The 17,969-nt window shown below is 39.2% G+C and carries 11 protein-coding genes; 9 read left to right on the plus strand and 2 right to left on the minus strand.

The window, feature by feature from the left end; genetic code table 11:
* Positions 1 to 26 precede the first annotated feature (26 nt).
* From HBH39_RS08045 to HBH39_RS08080, 8 genes are all read left to right on the plus strand, one after another.
* Entirely contained in the window at positions 27 to 242 is a 216-nt protein-coding gene (locus HBH39_RS08045) for a DUF2835 domain-containing protein (protein ID WP_167677193.1), read from the plus strand.
* Between the two features lie 316 nt (positions 243 to 558).
* Positions 559 to 2,595 (plus strand): DUF1302 domain-containing protein, encoded by a 2,037-nt coding sequence (locus HBH39_RS08050; RefSeq protein ID WP_167677195.1) that lies wholly within the window; start codon positions 559 to 561, stop codon positions 2,593 to 2,595.
* A gap of 13 nt (positions 2,596 to 2,608) precedes the next feature.
* Positions 2,609 to 3,973 carry a DUF1329 domain-containing protein gene (locus HBH39_RS08055; RefSeq protein ID WP_167677197.1) on the plus strand — a complete coding sequence of 455 codons (1,365 nt, stop codon included), beginning with the start codon at positions 2,609 to 2,611 and terminating at the stop codon, positions 3,971 to 3,973.
* Positions 3,974 to 4,031: 58 nt separating this feature from the next.
* Positions 4,032 to 5,039 carry a YCF48-related protein gene (locus tag HBH39_RS08060; RefSeq protein WP_167677199.1) on the plus strand — a complete coding sequence of 336 codons (1,008 nt, stop codon included), beginning with the start codon at positions 4,032 to 4,034 and terminating at the stop codon, positions 5,037 to 5,039.
* A gap of 33 nt (positions 5,040 to 5,072) precedes the next feature.
* Entirely contained in the window at positions 5,073 to 7,382 is a 2,310-nt protein-coding gene (locus tag HBH39_RS08065; RefSeq protein WP_167677201.1) for an efflux RND transporter permease subunit, read from the plus strand.
* 270 nt (positions 7,383 to 7,652) lie between these two features.
* Positions 7,653 to 12,497, plus strand: a complete 4,845-nt coding sequence (locus HBH39_RS08070) for an NAD-glutamate dehydrogenase (protein WP_167677203.1) — start codon at positions 7,653 to 7,655, stop codon at positions 12,495 to 12,497.
* Between the two features lie 59 nt (positions 12,498 to 12,556).
* On the plus strand, positions 12,557 to 13,576 hold the full coding sequence (pyrD, locus tag HBH39_RS08075; protein WP_167677205.1) for a quinone-dependent dihydroorotate dehydrogenase: 1,020 nt from the start codon (positions 12,557 to 12,559) through the stop codon (positions 13,574 to 13,576).
* 170 nt (positions 13,577 to 13,746) lie between these two features.
* Entirely contained in the window at positions 13,747 to 14,280 is a 534-nt protein-coding gene (locus HBH39_RS08080; protein WP_167677207.1) for a cell division protein ZapC, read from the plus strand.
* 92 nt (positions 14,281 to 14,372) lie between these two features.
* On the opposite strand, the gene HBH39_RS08085 is transcribed toward HBH39_RS08080, so the two are convergent.
* Both HBH39_RS08085 and HBH39_RS08090 read right to left on the minus strand, forming a co-directional pair.
* Positions 14,373 to 15,122, minus strand: a complete 750-nt coding sequence (locus HBH39_RS08085) for an SDR family oxidoreductase (protein ID WP_167677209.1) — start codon at positions 15,120 to 15,122, stop codon at positions 14,373 to 14,375.
* Between the two features lie 12 nt (positions 15,123 to 15,134).
* Positions 15,135 to 15,848, minus strand: a complete 714-nt coding sequence (locus tag HBH39_RS08090; protein WP_167677211.1) for a histidine phosphatase family protein — start codon at positions 15,846 to 15,848, stop codon at positions 15,135 to 15,137.
* Between the two features lie 470 nt (positions 15,849 to 16,318).
* On the opposite strand from HBH39_RS08090, the gene HBH39_RS08095 reads away from it, so the two are divergent.
* Positions 16,319 to 17,965, plus strand: a complete 1,647-nt coding sequence (locus HBH39_RS08095; RefSeq protein ID WP_167677213.1) for a methyl-accepting chemotaxis protein — start codon at positions 16,319 to 16,321, stop codon at positions 17,963 to 17,965.
* The last annotated feature ends 4 nt before the right edge of the window (positions 17,966 to 17,969 follow it).

Consider the following 17,969-nt stretch of genomic DNA (forward strand, 5'->3'; position numbering starts at 1 on the left):
TCCTTTTTCATTGAATCTGAGGATTTATGGAATTTATTTTTAGTATAAGCATCAGTTATGATGCATTTTTAGCATACTATAAAGGAATTGCAGATAAAGTCGCTATCACAGACATACATGGCCGAAATCTTTATGTAAACGCGAAATATTTCCGACCTTTTTTAACAATCAATGGCATCCAAGGACGATTTAAATTAGTACTTGATAGTAACGGAAAGTATCAATCGCTTAATAAATTATAGAGCAATTACTTCAAACAAACGGCTGTTTATTGTGGCTATCTGATTTTTATTTTTACTATCTGCAACATGCTGATTTTTATACTTTTAATATTTAGAGTAATTACTTTTAAATATTGGGTTACTTGCTTTTCAAATACACAGCTAAATTCACGTGTGTTATTTGTGTTAACTACGTTAATTTTATTAACTATTTTCTCTGTTTTGACCTTGCCCAAGTAGGTTAAATGCTGTAACAATGGTGTTACCTGTAGGCTAACAAGATGTTGGTTTTAATTCCTATAACAACGAATCCAGCAGGTTACGGAGAAAAGCTAAAATGAATATTGTTAAGAAAAAATTTAACAAGTCGGCACTTGCTTTGGGGGTGGTGTCGGCATTGTGTTTCGCAATGAGTCCGAATGTTTCAGCTGTTTCATTCAATTGGGGTGAAGTAGATGGTAGTTTCGACTCTACATGGACTGTCGGTGCTAGCTGGCGTGTCGGTGAACGCAATTGGAAAGATCAAATTGGTAAAGTTAATCAGCCACAGTTCGATTGGACTGGTTACTCAGCCTTTGGTGACACGCGATATACTTCTGCGCAAATTTGGGCCCAACCAGGTAGTTATTCAAGTAACAACGACTTAAGTAACTTGCTTTATTCTCGTGGTGATACCACCTCTGAGATATTCAAAGGCCTTCATGAATTATCACTAAAATATGAAAACTACGGCTTATTTGTGCGTGGTATGTATTTTTATGATCGTAAATTGAATGATGGTGATTATGACTTCAATGACCCGTTAACCGGTAACGGGTTTGACCCTTGTGAAGATGACAGAGCCTCTGAAGTTCAATGCAAAGACATTCGTTTACTGGATGCTTTTGTTTATGCCAATTGGGATTTAAACGACGGTGCAAATCCTTTAACTGTTCGTGTTGGTAATCAAGTAGTTTCTTGGGGTGAAAGTACCTTGATTCCTCATGGTATTGGTATTATCAACGCCGTTGATTTAAACATCCTTAATGCACCAGGTGCTGAACTAAAAGAAGCATTCCGCCCACAGGGGATGGTATGGGCTTCTTTAGGTTTAACAGAAAACTTAAACGTTGAAGCTTTCTACCAATATGATTGGGAGCCAATTTGGGTTCCAACACCGGGCTCTAACTTTGCCACCAACGATTTTGCCGGTTTTGGCGGTTATGCCCAAAACGCGCAGTTAGGTTTTAACTCTAATCCAGACATTAATTTAGAGTTTTTGATGTCTGAATACAAAGCGTTATATGGACAAGCTGCAGCGGCTAATTTTCATCCAGCATTAGCCTCTGCTATGGTCGCTTATTCAACCAAAGTGGCTTTGGTTCAAGATGAAGCAGAACCTGAGGACAGCGGTCAATATGGTATCAAGTTAGGTTATTACGCACCTGAGCTTGGTGAAACCGAATTTGGTTTATACTACATGAACTACCATAGCCGTCGCCCATTAATCAGCGGTACAGCGTCAAACTTCACTGCAGAAGCAATTGGTCGAGATTATGGCCGTTTAGCCGCCAGTGGTGGTGTGATTGATCGTGAACTTATGTTGAGTATGGAAACGTTCACTAAAGCTCAAATTGTTTATCCAGAAGATATTCAACTATATGGTTTTAGTTTCAATACGTTACTAGGCGACACTTCTGTTGCTGGTGAAATTGCTCACCGCGTGGATGAACCTTTGCAGATTGATGATGTAGAGTTACTATTTGCAGCCATGCCACAGCAGTTAGCCAATGCCGGTTTGCGTCCCGATCTTGATGGCATCTCGCAAATGGATGTGTATGCGCCAGGTGAGACCGTTGATGGTTTTATTCAATTAGATACCACGCAAGCACAAATGACTTTTACCCATCTATGGGGCCCAACTTTAGGTATGGATAATCTAACCACTTTAGCTGAAATTGGTGGGGTTTGGATCCATGATATGCCTGGATTTGATGAGTTACGTTTAAATGGACCAGGGACAGCTCGTTCTGGTGGAAATCCAGATATGCCAGGTATTATTCAAGCGTTACATAATGGGCCTGAAACAAATCCATTTCCTACTGATTTTGCTTGGGGTTACCGTTTAGTTGCTAAGGCTGACTTTAACAACGTATTTGCCGGTGTAAACATGGCACCGAGAGTCATTTTCTCTCATGACGTTGATGGTATTACACCAGATCCTATGTTTTTGTTCACTGAAGGTAAGAAATCAGTGGCAGTGGGTCTAAACTTTGACTACCAAAATCGTTGGGGCGTTGATTTTTCATACAATAGCTTCTTTGGTGGTGTAGGAACGACTAACGCGATGGAAGATCGAGATTATGTCTCGTTTAACGTCAAGTACTCGATTTAAAAGGATAATAATAATGAAAAAACTGACGATATTATCGGCAGCAGTGATTATGGCACTAGGTGCTCCTGTTGCGATGGCGAAAGTATCAGAAGCTGATGCTGCAAAGTTAGGTACCAGTTTAACGCCAATGGGCGCAGAAAAAGCCGCTAATGCTGATGGTTCAATCCCTGCTTGGGATGGTGGTATTACCAAACCTGTTGCGGGTTATGAAAAAGGAATGCATCACCCAGATCCATTTCCTAACGACAAAATACTGTTTACTGTTACCAACGCTAACAAAGCGCAATATCAGGCATATTTAACGCCAGGTCAAAACAAGTTATTTGAGCTGTATCCAGACACTTACAAAATGAATGTCTATGAAACCCGTCGTACCGCTTCGGCACCGCAGTATGTTTATGAAGCCATCAAAGCGAATGCCACATCGGCTGAATTAGTCGCTCAAGGAAATGGTATCACTGGTGCGACTATTGGCGTGCCATTTCCTATTCCTTCAAACGGTTTAGAAGTGATTTGGAATCATATCCTACGTTTTCGTGGTGTCGATGTAGAAACCTATCGTAGCCAAGCTGCACCAACAGCAGGTGGTTCATATACTTTAGTTGAAAACGCAGAAGAAATTCGTTTTGAATATACTCGCCCTGAAATCACGTTAGATAAGTTAAAAGAGACCAACACCTTGTTTTACTTTAAACAAGTTGTGACTCAACCTGCACGTCTTGCGGGTACGGCGTTATTAGTAAAAGAAACCATGGATCAAGAGGCGTTGCCTCGTCAAGCATGGACTTATAACACTGGGCAGCGTCGTGTACGTAAAGCGCCTAACGTATCCTTTGATACGCCAGGTACAGTATCTGATGGCTTAAGAACAACCGATGACTTTGATATGTTCAATGGATCTCCAGTACGTTATAACTGGGAATTAGTCGGTAAAAAAGAAATCTTTATTCCTTATAACGACTATAAGCTTCACTCAAGCGATCTTAAATATGACCAAATTTTGAAACCTGGGCATATTAATCCTGAGTACGCTCGTTGGGAAAAACACCGCGTTTGGGAAGTGAAGGCAACCTTGAAAGAAGGTATGCGTCATATCTATAAAACTCGTGTTTTTTATATCGATGAAGATTCTTGGCAAGTTTCATTAACTGACATGTACGATAACCGTGACGAGTTATACCGTGTTGGTACAGCACATAGCATTAACTACTATGAAGTGCCTACACATTGGAGTACGTTAGAAATATTCCATGACCTACAATCTAGACGTTATCTTGCAATGGGCTTAGATAATGAAGGTCGTATGTATAATTTTGATGCGAACCTATCTGAAGCAAACTTTACCCCAGATGCATTGCGTCGAGCTGGTATTCGTTAATTCTATCTAGTCTGTTATTGATGGGGCGCTTTGCGCCCCTAAACGTAAGGAAGTTTGTATGCCGGTTAGCATGCTTCGCAGTGTCGTAGCGATTGGTTTAAGCGCATGTTTATATACTGCTTCAGTCAACGCACAATTTGACCCTTTATCTGCACAAATACAACCATTAGCTCAGTCGTCTTTGTTACTTGATATCGCCAATGTTGGAGATAAATTAGTAGCAGTAGGTGAGCGAGGTCATGTATTAGTTTTCGAGCAACAGTGGCAACAGGTTTCTAGCCCCGTTGTCTCTCAATTAACAAAAGTGTTTTTTTTGGATGATAAGTTAGGTTGGGCCGTAGGTCACGATGCTACTATTATTCATACTCAAGATGGTGGTCAAACATGGTCACTACAAATGCAATCTACTCAGCTTGAAAAGCCTTTTCTTGATGTACGATTTTTTTCAGCTACGCATGGCGTGGCGATAGGGGCTTATGGCTTATTTTATCGCACTAAAGATGGTGGTCAGACTTGGCAAGATGAGTTTCATCAAGAACTGTTATTTGAAGAAGATGTCTCATATCTAAACGACTTAAAACTTGAAGACGAGCAACTTTATTTATCTGAACGGGCCGCATTATTACCTCATTTCAATCGTATCATTAGTCTTGAAGACAACCGATTATTACTGGTTGGTGAATTAGGCTTGGTTGCCGTTTCTTCCGATTTAGGACAAACCTTCGACAAAGTTGACTTTGATTATGATGGCTCAATGTTTAATGCGATCACTCTAGGTGATGATGTTTATGTTATGGGGTTACGTGGTCATGTCTTTCAAGCTCCTGCAGATTTAAGCTACTGGCAACAAATTGAGTTGCCCGTTGAGTCATCAATCAACTCAGCTTTAGTACATGACGGCGATTTATACCTTGTTGGTAATGCTGGGATGGTTTTAAAAATTAAAGATGGAAAAGCTGAAGTAGTTACTCGACGTCAGGGCGAAAATGTTGTCGCTGTAGCCAAAAATACCCAAGGGGAAATTTGGTTTGCTGGTTCGAAAGGGCTGTTTCAACTCGTTAAATAATTCTAAAAATATAACAATAATAGGGCCGACAAGATGTTAGAAAAACTGGTCAATGGTTTTGAAACACATTTATTTCGTAATCGGATGTGGGTGATTTTATCATTTATTCTGATCACGGTATTTCTAGGGTACCAAGCTAGCCAATTAAAAATGGACGCTGCGTTCAGCAAGAATATTCCGCTGAACCATTCTTATATGCAAACCTACACTAAGCATCAAAAAGAATTTGGTGGTGCAAACAGCATTATGGTTGCAGTTGAAGATACCAGCGGAAATATCTTTAATCCGGTATTTTTTGAAGCACTTAAAAACGTTCACGACCAATTATTTTTTATTCCTGGTGTTGAGCGTTCACAAGTTAAGTCGTTATATTCTCCATCAACGCGTTTTACTGAAGTCGTCGAAGATGGCTTTGCCGGTGGTCCAGTTATACCTGCGGATTTTACTACGGATGACTATGGTTTAGGCATTGTTAGAGACAACATTGAAAAGGCGGGGATTGTTGGACGCTTAATTGCGAATGATTATTCTGCGGCAATGGTGTCTGCTCAATTAATGGAGTTTGATCCGCAAACTGGTGAAGCACTTAACACAATTGCATTTGCCACTCAGTTAGAAGAGGAATTACGTGGTCAGTTTGAAAATGAGCATATAAAAATCCATATAATTGGCTTTGCTAAAATGGCCGGTGACGTTGCTGACGGTGCCAAAGGCGTTGTGCTGTTTTTCTTGATAGCTATTGCGATTACTGCCGTGATGGTTTATCTATTTTCTAAGTCAATCATACTCACAGTATTACCTCTACTATGCAGCTTGATGGCCGTAATTTGGCAATTAGGATTATTAACCGTAGTCGGTTTTGGTTTAGATCCAATGTCCATATTAGTACCATTTTTGGTGTTTGCTATCGGTGTTAGCCATGGTGTGCAAATGATTAACGCTGTTCGGCGTCGAGTTATTGATGGTCAAGCAACAAAGGCGGCAGCGGCCTCTGCTTTTCGAAGTTTATTAGTTCCCGGTGGTGTTGCGCTATTGTCTGACACAGTGGGTTTTTTAACCTTACTGGCAATTGATATTGGCATTATCCGTGAATTAGCCATTTCAGCATCTTTAGGTGTTGCGGTTATTATTTTAACCAACTTAATCTTGCTGCCTTTAGTCATTTCATACACTAACTTGTCAAATGCGAAAGATAATCCGCAACAAACTCAGAAAATTGAAAATATTTGGCGTAGTTTGTCAAAATTCGCCACGCCCAAATATGCGGTAATTGTGTTGGTGTCAACCGCCGTTTTATATGCGGTAGGTTTTATGCAGGCGACACAGATGAAAATTGGTGATTTAAAGGGAGGAGCGCCAGCGCTTCATCAAGACTCACGCTATAACCAAGATACTTTCTTTATTACTGACCATTTTTCAATTACCACAGATGTAATGTCGGTGATTGTGGAAGCTGAGCCTGAGGCCTGTACTTACCATTCACTATTAAATCAAATCGACCAATTTGAATGGATGGTTGCTAACACACCGGGTGTTGAATCTACCGCAAGTTTAGCTTCGATCGCAAAAAAGGTTAACTCTGGTTTTAACGAGGGTAATCCTAAGTGGCAAATTTTACCTCGCACCACGGCAAGTTTAGTGCAAGCTGTGGGTCAAGTTCCTACAACTTCTGGTTTGCTTAACGGTAATTGCTCGGTAATGCCGGTGTATCTTTTCTTAAAAGATCATAAAGCCGAAACAATTGAAGTAGTTGTTGAAAAAGTGAAAAGTGTGGCAAGTCAGCTCAATACTGACAAGTTACAGTTTAAACTTGCCTCTGGCCCTGTTGGGGTTATGGCGGCAACAAACGAAGCTGTTAGCGAAGCACAATTGCCTATGATGCTTTATGTCTATGGTGCAGTATTTATTTTGTGTTTAATTAGCTTCAAGTCACTAAAGGCTACCATTGCAGTGATTATCCCTTTGTATGTGGTGTCTACCTTAGCTCAAGCGTTAATGACCCTATTGGATATTGGTCTGGCGGTAAGTACTTTGCCTGTGATTGCATTAGGGGTCGGTATTGGAGTGGATTACGGCATTTATATTTTATCCACTATGTCGAGTAAACTCTCTAATGGCATGCCAGTTCAACAAGCTTATTTTGAAGCATTAGTTGAGCGGGGCAGTGCGGTGATCTTTACCGGGTTAACATTAGCCATTGGGGTGAGTACTTGGTTCTTCTCCGATTTAAAATTCCAAATGGATATGGGGATTTTGTTAACATTTATGTTTTTAGTAAATATGTTAGGGGCAATTATTATTCTGCCTGCGCTTTCGGCAATGTTTTGGCCTAAAACTAAATAAGATCAAGAAATTAATCCAAATGGAGAGCGATGCTCTCCATTTTTTTTTGCATAGTTAGTCTAAAAGTTCGATTTTTATTGCATTTCATACAAAAAATCCATTCTAAAAGTCGCTAAATAGAGGATCTACCACTAAAATTTTTCTCGATATAGCAGCAGTTTAGTAATAAACTTTGCGCCAGATCTTAAAGTAGACCACTTTGAGTCAAACAAGCCGAAGCATCCATATAATGATAAAAGCGCTGCCATAGACGCTTAAGGAATCTGCAAAATGGCCTTTAAAGATGCAATGCCTTCTGTACTACTAGAAAACGTAGTTAATTTAATTCATACAAAAATCCCTAATTCACAAGCAAAGCAAGTGGAGCAATTTGCCCATTGCCTCTACACCCATATGTCAAAAGACGACCTCAATGTCCGAAATGACAGTGATTTATATGGCGCAGTAGTGAGCCTGTGGAATGCGTTAAATAAAACACCTGCGGATCAAACCCACATTCGTGTGTTTAATCCAAGTCAGTCTAAACATGGCTGGCAGTCAACTCATAGCGTAATTGAAGTGATCCAACCCGATATGCCATTTTTAGTAGACTCTTTGTCTATGGCGTTAAATAGAATGGGGATTACTGCGCACGTATTACTGCATACACCGTTATCAGTTGCCCGTGAAAATAACGCTGTTACGGAAATCACTTTTATTAATGATGCGCCAAAAAATAGTGATAATATCGCAGTTTTCTTGATTGAAATTGATAAACAAAATAGTGATGCCGACATTAAGGTCATCGAAAAAGAAATTCAATCAGTATTAGCCGATGTTAAAGCGTCCGTTGTCGATTGGGAGAACATGTCTGCTAAATTGACTGAAACCATTAAGCAGCTAGCTAAAAGACCTTTTCCGGGAGATAAATCAGAGCTTGAAGAGGCAATCAATTTTCTTACTTACTTAAACAATCACCATTTTACTTTACTTGGTTATCGTTATTACGATTTAAAGCGTATAGAAGGTGATGTTGAGTTAATACCGGATTTTAGCTCAAGTTTAGGTTTAATGACTCGGTCAAAAGCGAACATCAGCGATCGTGGTTTGTTATTATCTACCTTATCAGAAAGTGCCCGTAAAGAAGCGTTAGATCAAAGTTTATTAGTATTAACCAAAAGCTCAGCGAAAAGCCGAGTACATCGTCCGGCATATGTCGATTACATCGGCATTAAACGCTTTGATAAAAAAGGCAATGTAATTGGTGAAGACCGTTTTATTGGTTTATATGCATCAAATCTTTACAACCGCAGTCCGCGTGAAATTCCGCTATTAGCTCAAAAAGTTGAGCGAGTGCTTGAGCGTTCTGGTCTTGCGCCACGTTCTCATGATTATAAAGCCATGATGAACATCTTGGAAAACTTACCTCGTGATGAGTTAATTCAGGCGAAAGTTGAGCAGCTATCTGAGATGGCTCACGGTGTGCTTGAAATGCAAGACCGCGACAAGCTTAAATTATTTGTTCGTAAAGATGGTTTTGGGCGTTTCTTATCATGTTTAGTGTATGTCTCGAAAGACCGCTACAATACTAAGTTCCGCCAAGATACCCAACGAATTCTTGCCCAACACTTTAATAGTACAGAAGATGTGGAATTTACTACGTATTTTTCGGAGTCTACTCTGGCTCGTACGCATTACATTATTAAAGTCGATAATAATAATATGGATGTCGATGTGGCTGCAATTGAACACAATCTTATTGAAGCTGCACGCTCATGGGATGACAAATTACACAGTGCACTAAATAATGCGCTAGGTGAACAAGCTGGTACCGGTTTAACCAAACGTTACACAAATGCTTTCTCTCAAAGCTACAAAGATGATGTATTACCGAGTTCGAGCGTGGTTGATCTACAGCACTTAGAAGCGCTAGATGATGAACATAAACTCGGGATGTTGTTCTATCAGCCACAAGAAAGCGCCTTAGATAACAATAAAGTTCGGTTAAAATTATTCCATAAAGATGAGCCTATTCATTTATCTGATGTGTTACCAATGCTAGAAAACTTTGGTTTGCGTGTCATTAATGAACGTCCTTATGAAGTAAAAACCACTGATGGTTGTACCTTCTGGATCCTTGACTTTTTAATGACAGTTCAAGGTGCTGCTATTGATAATTTGGCAGATAGCCAAGAGCGTTTCCAAAATGCCTTATCGCTGGTTTGGCAGAAAAAACTGGAAGATGACGGTTTTAACCGCATGGTATTATCAACAGGCTTAACGGGTCGTGAAGTATCAATACTTCGTGCCTATGCCAAGTATATGCGTCAAATCGATGCAACATTTAGCCAATCTTATATTGAAGAAACCTTTAATCGCTATCCAAAGATTGCCGATTTATTGGTGAAAATGTTCATTCGTAAATTTAATCCAAAACTAAAAACGCGTACGCTAAGTAAATTTTTAGAGCAGATTGATAAACAGTTAGACGATGTATCAAGTTTAGATGATGACCGCATTATTCGTCGTTATTTAGACTTAATTCATGCCACATTACGAACCAATTTTTATCAATCTGATGCCAAGGGTGAGCATAAGGCTTATACCTCATTTAAGTTCGCACCAAACTTAATTCCAGAGATGCCAAAACCATTGCCTAAGTATGAAATCTTTGTTTACTCACCTCGAGTAGAAGGGGTTCATTTACGTGGCGGCAAAGTTGCTCGAGGAGGCTTACGTTGGTCTGACAGACGTGAAGATTTCCGTACCGAGGTATTAGGTTTAGTTAAAGCACAGCAAGTTAAAAACACCGTAATCGTCCCTGTGGGAGCTAAAGGTGGATTTGTATGCAAACAGCTTCCGACAGAAGGTGGTCGTGAAGCCTTCTTCACTGAAGGCCAAGAATGTTACCGTCTATTTATCCGTGGCTTGTTAGACATTTCGGACAATATTAAAAACGGTGAAGTTGTTCCGCCAGTCGATGTTGTACGTCACGATGATGATGATCCTTATCTTGTTGTCGCTGCGGATAAAGGTACTGCGACTTTCTCTGATATCGCTAACTCTATTGCCATTGAATATGACTTTTGGTTAGGAGATGCGTTTGCATCGGGTGGCAGTAACGGTTATGACCATAAAAAAATGGGCATTACCGCCAAAGGCGGCTGGGAATCAGTTAAGCGTCATTTCCGTGAAATAGGCATTGATTGTCAAACCACTGAATTTAGTTGTTTGGCGATTGGTGATATGGCGGGCGATGTTTTTGGTAATGGCATGTTGCTTTCAAAGCATACTAGACTTGTTGCCGCGTTTAACCACATGCATATCTTTATCGACCCTAATCCGGATGCAGCACAAAGTTATATAGAACGTAAGCGATTATTTGACTTACCTCGTTCAAGCTGGGAAGACTACAATGCCAATTTGATTTCAAAAGGCGGTGGTATTTTCTTACGCTCAGCAAAATCAATTAAATTAACTGCCGAAATGAAAACCATGCTGAATACTGAAAAGGACAGCATGAATCCTATCGAATTGTTAAAAGAACTACTGAAAATGCCAGTCGATCTGATTTGGAACGGCGGTATTGGAACTTACGTTAAATCAAGTAAAGAAACTCATGTTGAAGTGGGCGATCGTGCTAATGATGCATTACGAGTCAATGGTAACGAAGTTCGCGCCAAAATTATTGGTGAAGGTGGAAACCTCGGTTGTACGCAGTTAGGTCGTATTGAATATGCTGCCAATGGCGGTCGAATGAATACTGACTTTGTTGATAACGTTGGTGGTGTTGACTGTTCAGACAATGAAGTAAACATAAAGATTTTCTTAAACACTTTGGTTGCAGAAGGTGAGTTAACGGTTAAGCAACGCAATACGTTATTAGAGCAAATGACTGATGAAGTGAGCGAAATCGTACTGCAAGATTGTAAAGATCAAACTCGTACTATTTCGGTGACTCAAGTTAGTGGAGTCGCTCAACTTAAAGAGCAAATCCGTTTTATTCAGTATCTTGAAAAAGACGGCAAACTTGATCGTGCTTTAGAGTTTTTACCAACCGATGATGATTTGGCTGATCGTTTAGCCAACGGACGTCCGTTAACACGTCCTGAAATATCTGTATTAGTTGCGTATGCAAAAATGGTATTGAAAGAGCAATTAGTGACTCCTGAAATCACTCAAGACTCATTCTTAAGCCAACTTTTAGTGAATTATTTTCCACAACAGTTGCAAGCTAGATATGCTGACAAAATGGTTAATCATCCATTAAGTGGCGAAATTATTGCAACTTCATTAGCAAATGAACTTGTTAATGATATGGGCTTCAACTTTGTTCAACGTATGCAAGATGAGACGGGTGCCTCAGTCGCTGAAGCGGCAATTTGTTATACTATGGCGCGTGAAGTATTTGGCTTAGCGGCATTAACTAAATCGATTACTGACTTGGACAACATTACGCCTGCGATTGTGCAGAGTGAAATGCTGCATCAGTTAAGACGTAACATGCGTCGTGCATGCCGTTGGTTTATTCGTCACCGCAATAGAAATCATAATATTGAACAAACGGTTGAGTTCTTTAAACCTGTATTTGAACAGCTTAAAGAAAAAGTTGATCAATATATGATTGAAGCAGAAGTTCACGCTATTTCTGCTGAGATCCGTTCGCTAACTAATGAGAATGTGCCAGTAGAAGTTGCTCAAGTTGTCGCTAAGATGAGTACCTTGTTCTCAGCATTGGATATTGCGCAAATTGCTGAAATTGAAAATAAATCAGTAGATTTAGTCTCTGAAACTTATTTCAAACTAGGTGCTAAGATTGAGATCCATTGGTTCTTAGAACAAATTAGTGCTCAACCAGTTGCTAATCATTGGCAAGCGCTTGCAAGAGCTGCTTTCCGAGAAGAATTAGACTGGCAACAACGCGCACTTAGTTCTGCAGTGTTAAGAACATGTAGTAATACTTGTGATGCAGATTTTGTTATTAATCAGTGGATTACTAATAATACAGCGTTACTTGAGCGTTGGTATCATATGCTAGCTGACTTTAAAGTATCGCAAACTCATGAATTTGCTAAGTTCTCAGTCGCCCTACGAGAACTTAACTTACTGATTTTACATTGTGAAAGTCATAAGTAATTCTTTATAATAAATAGCCCTGGCGATTGCCGGGGCTTTTTTTAGTCCAAGGAGAAAACATGTTTTACAAACTCGCACAAAAAGTAATGTTTCAGATGGACCCTGAATTAGCCCATAACGTGGCAATAGGCAGTCTGAAAATGACTGGCAATACGCCGTTAAATTGCTTTTATCGTCAACAAATCGCCCACACTCCGGTTGAATGTATGGGGATAACTTTCCCTAATCCAGTGGGGTTAGCTGCGGGTTTAGATAAAGATGGTGAATCAATTGATGCATTTCATGCGATGGGATTTGGTCATGTTGAAGTCGGTACGGTTACACCAAGACCTCAACCGGGTAACGACCAACCACGTTTGTTCCGCCTCAAGCCTGCTCAAGGCATTATCAACCGCATGGGTTTTAATAATAAAGGTGTAGATAACCTGGTTCGTAATTTAATGGCCAAAAAATCTGATATTTTGGTTGGCGTGAATATAGGTAAAAATAAAGATACGCCAGTAGAGCAGGGTAAAGACGATTACCTCATCTGTATGGATAAAGTTTATCAACACAGTGCCTATATAGCGGTCAATATTTCATCTCCAAATACACCGGGTTTACGTACTTTACAGTACGGTGAACTATTAGATGATTTGTTAAGTTCTATAAAAGCTAAGCAAACTGAATTAGCTGCAAAATATCAAAAGTATGTGCCTGTAGCGTTAAAAATTGCGCCAGATTTAACCGATGAAGAAATTCAGTCTATTGCTGACTCACTTATTAACAACAAATTTGATGCAGTCATTGCGACAAATACCACTTTAAATCGTGATGCCGTTGCGGGTTTATTACATGCTGAAGAGACAGGTGGTTTAAGTGGTAAGCCATTAACTGAGCTTTCGACTAAAGTGATCAAAAAACTAGCAGATTGTTTGCAAGGTCAGATCCCGATCATAGGTGTGGGTGGGATTAACTCTGCTGCAGATGCCAGTGCTAAATTTGCTGCAGGAGCAAGCTTAGTACAGATATATTCAGGCTTTATTTACCAAGGCCCGCAATTAGTGTCAGAGATCGTTTCAGCTTATCGCGCAAAATAGCATCAAACGATCAATTTTACTGATCAAAAATCATGCCGCGATCGTTTTGGGGCGATCGCATTTTTGCTAACATTCTGATATATAAATCATATTTTCAGTAAAATATTTTGATATTGGCTGAAATATCATCTAATATTGACATGTATCCAAAATTTTAGGTGAATTGCGCAATGTTATTAATGCCAAATAAGGACTGGCATTGGGAATTTAACACAAGATATCAGCAGTTAAGTATATCGTTGAGTTCCGAGATGGAGTTCTTAACCCCATATAAAACAAAGCAATTAATCCCTGATGCAAAAGGGGGTTGTGAGTTTAGTGTCGAACACGCTAAGTTCTATATTCACTTGGCTGAAATTCTTCCTAAAGTGCTTCATATTTCTGATGCTGGTATTGTGCAAACTGCCCTTAATGCAACCGCTGCTCACTTTTTATTAAACCCCCAAATGCCAAAATCATGGTATTTTGATAGCAGTGATGAATGTGTATTTTGTGAGGTTGGTAAACTATTCCAATTAAACTGTAATGGAACAGGTGTATTGGTTTTAGTGGTGGAAAACAGTTTACAGGCTGCGACAGTGATGTTGTTATCTAAAGCTTGTCGTTTATCTGATACAAAGTCTTTAGCGCAATTTGAGATCATAAAAGTGATGCATAATCGCTTGTTTCCTCTTCGTAAAGCCAAGCAGGTTGTTGCAGCGTAATCAGTATTTAAATTTTTAATTATTCTTATTTAAACAAAGCCAAACGATAAGTTTGGCTTTTTGTTTTAATTCACTGAGTAACTATATTTAGCTTAACTCATTTTGCGCAGCATATTTAACGGTGCTATACGTAATATCCAATGTAAAACTGCCCAAGGATAGCTGGGCACATAAGCGTTGCCTTTCTCTTTATTAATCGCTTTTACTATCGATTTACAGCCTTTTTCAAGGCTAACAATAAAGGGAACATTTTTAACTTTTTCATTAATTTCAGTTCGAATAAAACCTGGGTGTATACAGGTCACTTTGATTGGCGTATGCATAACATCAATGCGGATCCCTTCTGTTAAAGATGATACTGCAGCCTTTGTTGCCGCATAAACAGTCAACGCCCGTCTAAAACCCCTCATGGCGCTTATTGAGGAGATAGTAACCAAATGGCCTGCATTTTGTGCTCTGAAGATTTCCATTGCGGCTTCACATTGCACAATCGCGGCAATAAAATTTGTTTGGGCTGTTTGCAAATTTGCTTTATAAAAGCCAGTTCCGATTGAGGCACCTTTGCCAATACCTGCATTAACTATAATGCGGTCAAGACAGCTCATTTGCTGTTTACATTGTTGGAAAACGGCAAAAACATCATCATGTTGATTCACATCTAATGAATGAATATACACATTAATATCAGGATTAAGGGCTAATAATTCTGTTTTTAGTTGTTCTAACTGTTCAAGCCTTCTAGCACATAACGCTAAATTATGATTATTTTTAGCAAACTCCACGGCCATCCCACGACCTAGCCCTGAGCTGGCACCAGTGATGAGAATATTTTTCCTTAACATAAATAGTCCTTTTTAAATTAACGTAACAAGTTGATCATTTGGCGCTTTGTTACATGAGTTAGCCAATAAGTATGCATGTTCATTCAAACTTACCAAGTAGTTTTGATGTTGTTTTACATAGAGTTTTGTCATTGAAGCGTTTGTTAATTGACGATTAATACTCATCATTGCACTCGCAGGTAATCCCAAAATAGACAACACTAACGCACTAATTACGCCTCCTGAGGTGAAAACTATCACATTATCATGACTATTTAAGCCAGTGGCTAATCTTGCTAAACCCTCATTAATGCGAGCATTAAATTGCTGCCAACTTTCGCTATATTGATTATTTTCAGGTTGTTGTTGCCATTGTTCCATCGCCTTGGTCATAGCTGTTATAAAGGCTTTTTGAGGATGCAATTGACTACTTAAAAATGCTTTTGTGGATTCGGGAGTGTTAAACCGTTTATCAAATACCCTCAATACATTTTCATGATCAAATTCATTCCAGGCAGGATCAATGACAAATTGGCATTGGGTTAAGGATAATGGCGCTAAGCTATGTTCTTGAGTGGTGATATGACGATGCATATTACCGCTAATCGCCTTAGCGGGTAAATACTGACACTTGGCTAAATGCTTACCAAGTTGTTTAGCTTGTAATTCGCCTATGCTTGATAATCTGTCATAATTATCTGTTGCGAAACTGGCTTGACCATGACGGACTAAAATAACATTAGCCATTTCCCCCCTTTTTATGTACTGCTAATAAGCGAATCATAATATTCAAATATGAAGCCGGTTACTTTACAAACTACTTGACACAAGCAGTTAACAATTTCAGTCGTAATCTATGAGTTTATTGTGCCCAAGAGCCTATCTTACTTCAATATTTTATTTATATACAATGACATAGGGAATTAATTATTGTTAACTCCATGATAGTTCTAACAGGGGAGATATTGCCAGATCTGTATCATGTCTTATCTTCTCATAAAAATAGTATTGACCCTTTTTAAAGCCCCTTGTCAGTATTTACCTTATTTCAATCGTTTATTTATCCTTCATTTACCCGTAAGGTCTATACTTTTGGCAATATCGATAATCTTTTGGCTTATTTCTTACATTAATACTGGCATTTAATTCATCAAAAATATTAGAAATAATATTGTTATTACTGTGATTAATATCAATAAAAACAGCGTGGTGGAAATATGAAAGCAATTTATCTTTGGTCAAGAAAAACCACTATTTCGAATCGTTTATTAAGTATGTTAGTGCTTTCAGTGTTAGCAACATTACTAATGTTGTTATTTGCATTAACTCGGATTGACTCCGTACTTATTAATGAAAAACAAGCAAAACTAGATGCTTTAGTTGATTCGGCAGTAAGTGTTGTCGATTATTTCTATCAGCAAAGCGTAAGTGGGACACTCACTGAACAACAAGCTAAACAAGGTGCAATTAACGCATTGGACAACTTGCGATATACAGGTCAAGAATACTTTTTTAGTATTGATGCTACAGGTGTAATGGTGCAGCACGCTTTTGCTAAGAAGCTAGTTAATACCAATGTGTTAGCGATGAAAGATCCCAACGGAGTCAAGTTATTCGAATTGATGTTAGAGCGGACAAAACATCAAGACAAGGCCGGTGTTAATTACATGTGGAATAAGCCTAATGAAGACAGCCCTAGCCCAAAAATGTCAGTGGTGAAACGATTTAAGCCTTGGGGATGGATAGTGGGGACGGGGATTTACATTGACGATGTGACATCTCAAAAGATTGACTTTGTCATTCGCTATTTATTGATCCTTGTTCTAGTGTGGGGGCCGGTTATTTTACTACTATTGATGATAATACAAAGTATTGCCATTCCTATGCGAAGCACGATTGCTGCTTTTGAAAATGTGGCTAAAGGAGAAGGCGATTTAACCCTACGTTTATCTGAAGATGGTAAGGATGAGCTAAAACAAATCGCAGCGAATTTTAATATTTTTATCACTAAAATTCAGGAATTGATCGCGACAGTGAGTGAGTCAATTGAACAAAGCGCTAACGTAGCAACGGATATGTCAGTCATTGCAGTTAAAGCGAATGACACATCTAATAATATTCAAAGTGAAACGTCGAATGTTGCCACCGCGATACATGAAATGTCGATGACCGCATCTGAGGTCGCCTCTAATGCGCAAATTGCAGCGCAGAGTACCCATAATGCAGATTCAGAAGCAGACAATACGTTAGTGGTTGTTAATAATGCAATGGAGAAAATTCAGGCGTTATCCAAAGAGTTGGCGTTAACACAAGACGTTGGCAACGGGCTGCAAGTGAGTTCAAGTAAAATTGGCCAAATACTTGAGGTGATAGTGAGCATTGCTGATCAAACTAATTTACTCGCATTAAATGCTGCGATAGAAGCCGCGCGAGCAGGCGAAGCTGGTAGAGGTTTTGCGGTTGTTGCAGATGAAGTGCGAACCTTAGCGAGCAGAACGCAAGATTCAACTCGTGAAATTAATAGTATTATTGATGCAATTCGTAATGCTATCGATAGCGTTAATTCTTCAGTTGAGCGTGCTACACATCAATCAACCGAAACTGTGTCTGAGACGGGTCAAGTGGTTGATGCGCTTAATGCTATAAAATCATCTATTGGTGAGATATCTCAAATGAATATTCAAATCGCTAGCGCAACTGAAGAACAAAGTGCGGTAATTAATGAGTTAAATATGAATATTACCCGTATAAATGATATGTCAGCTGAAAACCATGTTCATAATCAACAAATTAATGATAGCAGCTTGCAAATTGAGCAAGGTTCACACAAACTTGCGCAGCTGGTGTCGCATTTCAAAATTTAACATA

The organism is Shewanella aestuarii (genome assembly GCF_011765625.1).
GTDB lineage: Bacteria > Pseudomonadota > Gammaproteobacteria > Enterobacterales > Shewanellaceae > Shewanella > Shewanella aestuarii_A.